The organism is uncultured Citricoccus sp. (assembly GCF_937871995.1).
GTDB lineage: Bacteria > Actinomycetota > Actinomycetes > Actinomycetales > Micrococcaceae > Citricoccus.
In genome coordinates this window covers 1-7,490 of the sequence record NZ_CALMQR010000086.1, presented here as the reverse complement: position 1 = coordinate 7,490, position 7,490 = coordinate 1, and the positions used below count along the sequence as shown (strand labels likewise).

The window sequence follows — 7,490 nt, the reverse complement described above, 5'->3', positions numbered from 1 at the left end:
CCGCGAAGGTGGTCGACCGAGCCGCCCGGCAGCCGGAGGACCCGCTCCCGGACCCGGGCCCGCCGCCGTCGGGACCGGGAGGGGACCCGCTGGCGGACGAGGACGGCCTCGGGGCGGAGCTGTTCCGGCTCGTCCAGCTCGCCCGCGCCGCCGGCCTGGACCCCGAGCGCGCGCTGCGCCGCCACCTGGCCTCGGTGCGCGCCGACCTGGGGTCCGGCCGTCACGGCGGCGATCGGACCGCGGCGAGCGGTTAGGCTGAACCCGCGTTGCACCCTCGGAACCACCTGCCTTCAAAGGAGACCGCACATGGCCCTGATCGACGCCATCCATTCCCGTGAGATCCTCGACTCCCGCGGCAACCCCACCGTCGAGGTGGAGGTGCTGCTGACCGACGGTGCGCTCGGTCGCGCCGCCGTGCCGTCGGGTGCCTCCACGGGCGAGTTCGAGGCGGTCGAGCGCCGGGACGGTGACAAGGACCGGTACCTGGGCAAGGGCGTGCTGAACGCCGTGAACGCCGTGATCGACGACATCGCGGACGAGCTCGAGGGCATGGACGCCACGGACCAGCGCCTCATCGACACCCTGATGATCGACCTGGACGGCACCGAGAACAAGGGCAAGCTGGGCGCCAACGCCATCCTCGGCGTCTCCCTGGCCGTGGCCGACGCCGCCGCCGCCTCGGCGGACCTGTCCCTGTTCAAGTACCTCGGCGGGCCGAACGCCCACCTGCTGCCGGTGCCGATGATGAACATCCTCAACGGTGGTGCGCACGCCGACTCCAACGTGGACATCCAGGAGTTCATGATCGCCCCGATCGGCGCCCCCAGCTTCTCCGAGGCGCTGCGCTGGGGTGCCGAGGTCTACCACACCCTGAAGAAGGTCCTGCAGGAGCGCGAGCTGGGCACCGGCCTGGGCGACGAGGGCGGCTTCGCCCCGTCCCTGCCGTCCAACCGTGCCGCCCTGGACCTCATCACCGAGGCCATCACCCGCGCCGGCTACACCCCGGGGCAGGACATCGCCCTGGCCCTGGACGTGGCCTCCTCCGAGTTCTGCGAGAAGGGTTCCTACACCTTCGAGGGCGAGCAGAAGTCCGCGGCGGACATGATCGACTACTACACCTCCCTGGCGGACTCCTACCCGCTGGTGTCCATCGAGGACCCGCTGGACGAGAACGACTGGGAGGGCTGGAAGCAGCTCACCCAGGCCCTGGGCGACCGCGTGCAGCTGGTGGGCGACGACCTGTTCGTCACCAACCCGGAGCGCCTGCAGCGCGGCATCGACGAGGCCTCGGGCAACGCCCTGCTGGTGAAGGTCAACCAGATCGGCTCGCTGACCGAGACCCTCGACGCGATCTCGCTGGCGCAGCGCCACACCTTCCACTGCATGATCTCCCACCGTTCGGGCGAGACCGAGGACACCTTCATCGCCGACCTGGCCGTGGCCACGAACGCCGGGCAGATCAAGACCGGTGCCCCGGCCCGCTCCGATCGCGTGGCCAAGTACAACCAGCTGCTGCGCATCGAGGAGGAGCTGGGCGACTCCGCGCGCTACGCCGGCGCCTCCGCCTTCCCGCGGTACCGCGGCCGGTCCTGACCGCCCCGAGGCGCCCCCGTCCCGTGCCCGCCTGAGGTGGAGACGGGGTGAGGGCGCCTCACCGGCCACCGGTCCGGCGCGCTGTTCGGGCCCGGCACCCGGAGCCGGTATCCTCGATGGAGATCCCTGACGACCCGGCCAGGGGACCAGGCGGCGGCCCCGGCGCCAGACCCGGTCACGGACACCCAGTGGAGGTACAGGTGGCGACTCGTCGGCCCCGCGTCCCCAAGTCCGCCCGCCCCTCTGCCCAGCGGTCCCTGGTCGCCACCGGAACCGCCGGCCGCACGACCTGTGTCACCGGCCACTCGGCCAAGGTCATCCCGCTGGACGCCGCGCCGTCCCTCCACGTCGGCGACGCCCCGGCGGACGCGTCGGGTCGGCCCGCCCCGTCGGCCGCCCACTCCGCCCACCGGGATCCCGCGTCAATCCGTGCCCGGACTACCGCCGGCGCCGCGGCCCCCGCCCGTGCCGTCGGCCCGGACGCGTCCGAGGACGCCGAGACGACCCCCGAGGAGACGGCCCCCGAGGCCACCACCGCCCCTCGTCCCACCCTCACCGCGGCCGAGCGCCGCGCCGCCGCCCGCCGGGACCTGCTGCGCCGGGCCAGGCCCGGGGGCACCCCCGCGGCCCGCACGGCTCGGCCGTCGCCGGGCCCCTCCCGGCCCGCCGTCGTCGAGCCCGTGCCGGCCCGGAACTTCTCGGGGCGGTCCGTGGCCCTGCTGGTGGTGTTGTTCGTGGCCGCCGTGCTGCTGGCCCCCACCCTGCGCGTGTACCTGGACCAGCAGGCCGAGCTGCGCGCCGTCCAGGAGGACATCTCCGCCCAGCAGGAGGAGCAGCGCCGGCTCACCGCCCAGATCGCCCGCTGGGACGACCCCGCCTACATCCAGCAGCAGGCCCGGGACCGGTTCAACCTCGTCATGCCGGGGGAGAAGGCCTACATGGTGATCGGCGGTGACCAGGCGGTCGAGGACCCCGTCCCCGGTCCGGCCAGCCCCGGTCAGGTCAACCCGGACATGCCCTGGGCCGACGCGCTCTGGGACTCCGTGGTGCGGGCCGGCACGGACTGAGATAGGCTGATCCGCCGCCGTACCCGTCCGTACCCGTCGTCAGCCCCGGAGGATTCGTGAATCAGGACCTGGACCGCACGCCCACGCCGCAGGACCTGGACACCATCAGCCTGCAACTGGGGCGCCCGGCCCGCGACGTCGTCGAGATCGGGGCGCGCTGCGTGTGCGGCAACCCGCTCGTGGCCACCACGGCCCCGCGGCTGTCCAACGGCATCCCCTTCCCCACGACCTTCTACCTGACCCACCCCGTGCTGACCGCCGCCGTCTCCCGCCTCGAGGCCGCGGGGGTCATGGCGGAGATGACCGGGCGCCTGCAGCAGGACCCGGAGCTGGCCGCGCACTACCGTGCCGCCCACGAGGCCTACCTCCTGGAGCGTGACCGGGTCGGGGCGGTGGCCGGCACGGACGGCGTCCCGGAGATCCGCGGGATCTCGGCCGGCGGCATGCCGGACCGCGTGAAGTGCCTGCACGTGCTGGTGGGCCACTCCCTCGCCGCCGGGCCGGGTGTCAACCCGCTGGGGGACGAGGCCCTGGAGGCCATCCGCGCGGACTGGACCACCGACCGGTGCTGGTGCGCCGGCGCCTGGGACCCGGAGGCGCCCGTGCCCAGCCGGGACCTCAGCCGCCACGTGCGGCGCCTGGCCGGGGAACGCAACCCCGTCATGACCGAGGCCGGGACCCCCGCCGCCGAGGCCCCGCCGCAGGACGCCCCGGCCGGCCGCGTGGTGGGCGCCGTCGACTGCGGCACCAACTCCATCCGGTTGCTCGTGGCCCGGGTCGAGGGGCCCACGGGGGGCACCGGTGGTGCCGGGACCGTGCGGCTGGTGGACCTGCACCGGGAGATGCGCGTCGTGCGGCTGGGCGAGGGCGTGGATGCCACCGGGCAGCTGTCCGAGGCCGCACTGGAGCGCACCTTCGCCGCCGCCGAGGACTACGCGCGCATACTGCGCCGGCTGGGCGCGGAGTCCGTGCGCTTCGTGGCCACCTCGGCGAGCCGGGACGCCCGCAACGCCGAGGTGTTCACGGCGGGCATCCGCGAGCGACTGGGCGTGGAGCCCGAGGTCATCTCCGGGGACGAGGAGGCGGCGCTGTCCTTCGCCGGAGCCGCCTCCGTCCTGGACCCCGACGCCCTGGCCGGTGCCGGCACGCCCGCGGCGGGCGGCCGCGACCGCACGGTGCTCGTGGTGGACCTCGGTGGCGGGTCCACCGAGTTCGTCCTCGGCACGCTCGACGGCCCCGAGGGCCCGCAGGTCCTCGAGGCGGTCAGCGTCCCGATGGGCTGCGTGCGGTTCACCGAACGCCACCTGCACGGCGACCCGCCGACGCCCGGGGAGATCGCCGCCGCCACCGCGGACATCGACGCGGTGCTCGACGAGGTCGAGGCCGCCGTCCCGCTCGGGCGGGCCGCCGCCGTCGTCGGGGTGGCCGGGACCATCACCACGGTCACGGCCGCCGCCCTGGGCCTGACCGAGTACGATCCCGCGGCGATCCACGGCACCCGGCTGGACCTGGGCACGACCACCCGCATCTCCGGGCAGCTGCTGGCGGCCAGCCGCTCCGAACGGGCCGCGCTGCCCTACATGCATCCCGGCCGTGTGGACGTGATCGGCGCCGGGGCCCTGATCTGGTCCACCGTGCTGCGACGCGTGGAGCGGGCGACCGGGGGAGCGGTGACCTCGGCGATCACCTCCGAGCACGACATCCTGGACGGGATCGCCCTGTCCCAGCTCGCGTGAGGGCGGGTCCGGCCCGGCGGGTGTTCTCGGCGGTCCTGGCCGCCGGGCTCACCCTGCTCTCCCCGGTCTCACCCGTCTCCCCGTTGTCGCCCTCAGTGCAGCCGGCCGCCGCGGACGAGTGGCGCGAGGGACAGTACTGGCTGGAGGAGTACGGATTCCGGCGGGCCTGGGACCGCACCCGCGGCGAGGGCGTCACCGTGGCCGTCATCGACACCGGGATCGACGCCGCCCACCCCGACCTGACCGGTCAGGTGGCCGGCGGTACCGACGTCTCCGGCGCCGGCGGCGCCGAGGGCACCACGCCGGTGGGACCGGTGCCCGAGCACGGGACCCTCGTGGCCTCCGTGCTCGCCGGGCACGGACACCACGGAGGGGACCGTCCCGCCCCCGGGCCGTCGGGCCCCGCCGCCACGGGATCCGCGTCGGCATCCCCGTCGGCCTCCTCCTCGCCGCCGTCCGCGTCCTCGGCCGCGCCCGTCGGCGAGGCCACCGGCGCGGAACCCGGACCGGACGGTGTCATCGGGGTGGCGCCGGAGGCGAGGCTGCTGTCCGTCTCGGTGCACCTGGGGGATGACAACCCGGACGGGCCGAGCCCCGAGGACCAGATCGCCGAGGCCGTCACCTGGGCCGTCGACCACGGCGCGGACGTCATCAACATGTCCCTGGGCTCCAATCGCCAGGACTGGCCGGAGAGCTGGGACCGGGCCTTCCTGCACGCGGAGGAGAACGACGTCGTGATCGTCGCCGCGGCGGGCAACCGCGCCTCTGGTGCCACGACGGCCGGCGCGCCCGCCACCATCCCGGGGGTGCTGACCGTCGCCGGGCTGAACGCCGACGGCACGGCCAGCTGGGACGCCTCCACCGAGGGGATCTCGATCGGCGTCGCGGCGCCCGCCCACCCCCTCGTCGGGGCCGTCCCCGGGGGAGGCCACCAGCAGTGGCAGGGCACCAGCGGCGCCGCACCGCTGGTGGCGGGCCTCGCCGCCCTCGTCCGGTCCGCCCACCCGGAGATGCCCGCCCATCAGGTCATCCACCGGATCCTCACCACCGCCCGGGACGCCGGCGTCCCCGGTGAGGATCCCGTCTACGGCCACGGGGTCATCGACGCCGCGGCCGCCGTCACCGCCGAGGTGGACCAGGTGGACCGCAACCCCATGAACACGATCGCCGACTGGATCCGGGTGCACCGCCGGGCCGAGAGTCCCGCCGCCGCACCGGCCGGACCCCCCGCGGCGTCCCCGGGCGCACCGGCGTCGACCCCCGCGCCGGCGACCACCGCGCTGCCCCGGGCGGCCCCGCCCACCGATCCTGTCCCGGGCCTGCAGCCGGCACTGGTGCTGGGGACCGGGCTGGCCGTCGTGGCCCTGCTCGGCACCGGCGTGGTGCTCGGGTTGCGGCGGCGTGGGCGCTGACATTGTTACTTTGTGAGAAGTTTCACGAAGTGACGACCGCGGGTTTAGGGTGTAGCCCATGGCTATTACCCCGCAGCTGTCTCCGAAGCCCCGTGTCCTGATCGTCGGCGGCGGTTACGCCGGCCTCTACGTCGCCAAGAACCTGGAGAAGAAGGTCAAGGAGCGTGGCGGCGTCGTCACCCTCGTCGACCCGCTCCCGTACATGACCTACCAGCCGTTCCTGCCGGAGGTCGTCGGCGGCCACATCGAGGCGCGCCACATCATCGTGGACCACCGCACCCACCTGAAGCAGACCGAGGTCGTCCAGGGCAAGGTCGTCAAGGTCGAGCACGCCCGCAAGACCGCCACCGTCCAGACCCCGGACGGCACCGAGTTCGAGGTCCCGTACCAGGACGTGGTCGTGACCGCCGGTGCCACCACCCGCACCTTCCCGATCCCGGGCCTGGCCGAGGCCGGGATCGGCATGAAGACCGTCCAGGAGGCGCTGGCCCTGCGCAACCAGATCCTGGACCGGATCGAGGTCGCCTCCACCATGACCGACGCCGCGGCGCGCTCGCGCGCCCTGACCTTCGTGGTGGTCGGCGGCGGCTTCAACGGCGTCGAGACCATCTCCGAGATGGAGGACCTGATCCGGGCCGCCATCCGCAAGAACCCGCGCCTGGCCCAGTCCGATGCCCGCATCGTCCTGGTCGAGGCCATGGGCAAGATCATGCCGGAGGTCGGCGAGGACCAGGCCGTCGGCGTCGTCGAGCACCTGAAGTCCCGCGGCATCGAGGTGCTGCTGAACACCTCGCTGTCCGGCGCCGAGGGCGGCGTGCTGAAGCTGATCAACATGCAGGACAAGTCCGACGCCGGCTCGTTCGAGGCAGACACCCTGGTCTGGACCGCGGGCGTGGCCGCCAACGCCGTGGCCAAGCAGACCGACTTCCCGGTGGAGCCGCGGGGCCGGATCGAGGTCACCCCGACCCTGCAGGTCAAGGACGGCGAGGACGGCGTCCTCGAGGGCGCCTGGAGCTGTGGCGACGTGGCCGCGGTGCCGGACCTGACCGGCGACGGGCCGGGCGGCCACTGCGTCCCCAACGCCCAGCACGCGGTGCGCCAGGCCCGTCGCCTCGCCGCCAACCTGCTGGCCGTCCGCTTCGGCGAGGGCGCCGTGGAGGAGTACGTCCACAAGTCCCTGGGTGCCGTCGCGGGCCTGGGCGTCGGCAAGGGCGTCGGCAACCCGATGGGCCTGAAGATCTCGGGCATCCCGGCCTGGATGGCCCACCGTGGCTACCACGGCATGGCCATGCCCACCTACGAGCGCAAGGCCCGCGTGATCACCAACTGGGCCCTGAACGCGATCTTCGGCCGGGACACCACCGCGATCGAGGAGCTCGAGACCCCGCACAACGCCTTCCTCGAGGCCGCCGGCGGTGAACTCAAGCCGGGCCGGTTCTCGGGCCGCAAGGCCATCGGCCACGCCGAGCAGTACGAGAACGCCTGACCGTCCGGGAGCCCCGCGCTCCCGCGGTGCACCGCCTGGGGACGTGGTCCGCGGGGTCAGGCGCACCGATCACGCGCCGCGGCCCGGTACCCTTGAGGGGTTCCGGGCCGCGGCCGTCCGCCCCCGTGGCCCAATTGGCAGAGGCGAGCGACTTAAAATCGCTGTGTTGTGGGTTCGAGTCCCACCGGGGGCACCA

5 protein-coding genes, 1 tRNA gene and 1 pseudogene are annotated in these 7,490 nt (G+C 74.0%); all 7 read left to right on the top strand.

The genetic code is table 11. From position 1 onward, the window contains the following. Positions 1-254 (top strand): annotated as a pseudogene (locus Q0283_RS10470) (hypothetical protein); the annotation flags it as partial. 52 nt (positions 255-306) lie between these two features. Further along, positions 307-1,593, top strand: coding sequence for a phosphopyruvate hydratase (eno, locus tag Q0283_RS10465; RefSeq protein WP_298044518.1), 1,287 nt, complete (start codon positions 307-309; stop codon positions 1,591-1,593). A 200-nt stretch (positions 1,594-1,793) separates the two neighbouring features. Next, on the top strand, positions 1,794-2,660 hold the full coding sequence (locus tag Q0283_RS10460) for a septum formation initiator family protein (RefSeq protein ID WP_298044516.1): 867 nt from the start codon (positions 1,794-1,796) through the stop codon (positions 2,658-2,660). A gap of 56 nt (positions 2,661-2,716) precedes the next feature. Further along, positions 2,717-4,396, top strand: coding sequence for a DUF501 domain-containing protein (locus tag Q0283_RS10455; protein ID WP_298044515.1), 1,680 nt, complete (start codon positions 2,717-2,719; stop codon positions 4,394-4,396). Further along, positions 4,393-5,808 carry a S8 family serine peptidase gene (locus Q0283_RS10450; protein WP_298044513.1) on the top strand — a complete coding sequence of 472 codons (1,416 nt, stop codon included), beginning with the start codon at positions 4,393-4,395 and terminating at the stop codon, positions 5,806-5,808. The genes Q0283_RS10455 and Q0283_RS10450 overlap by 4 nt, the downstream gene beginning before the upstream one ends. Before the next feature lie 58 nt (positions 5,809-5,866). Beyond that, a complete protein-coding gene (locus tag Q0283_RS10445; protein WP_183523558.1) occupies positions 5,867-7,294 on the top strand; it encodes an NAD(P)/FAD-dependent oxidoreductase in 1,428 nt (475 codons plus the stop codon). Between the two features lie 119 nt (positions 7,295-7,413). After that, positions 7,414-7,490: transfer RNA gene (locus Q0283_RS10440), tRNA-Leu, on the top strand.

What these genes read in the sequence shown, in the direction of transcription:
- eno (WP_298044518.1), top strand. Translation starts at nt 307, where the DNA reads ATGGCCCTGATCGACGCCATCCATTCCCGTGAGATCCTCGACTCCCGC.
- Q0283_RS10445 (WP_183523558.1), top strand. Translation starts at nt 5,867, where the DNA reads ATGGCTATTACCCCGCAGCTGTCTCCGAAGCCCCGTGTCCTGATCGTC.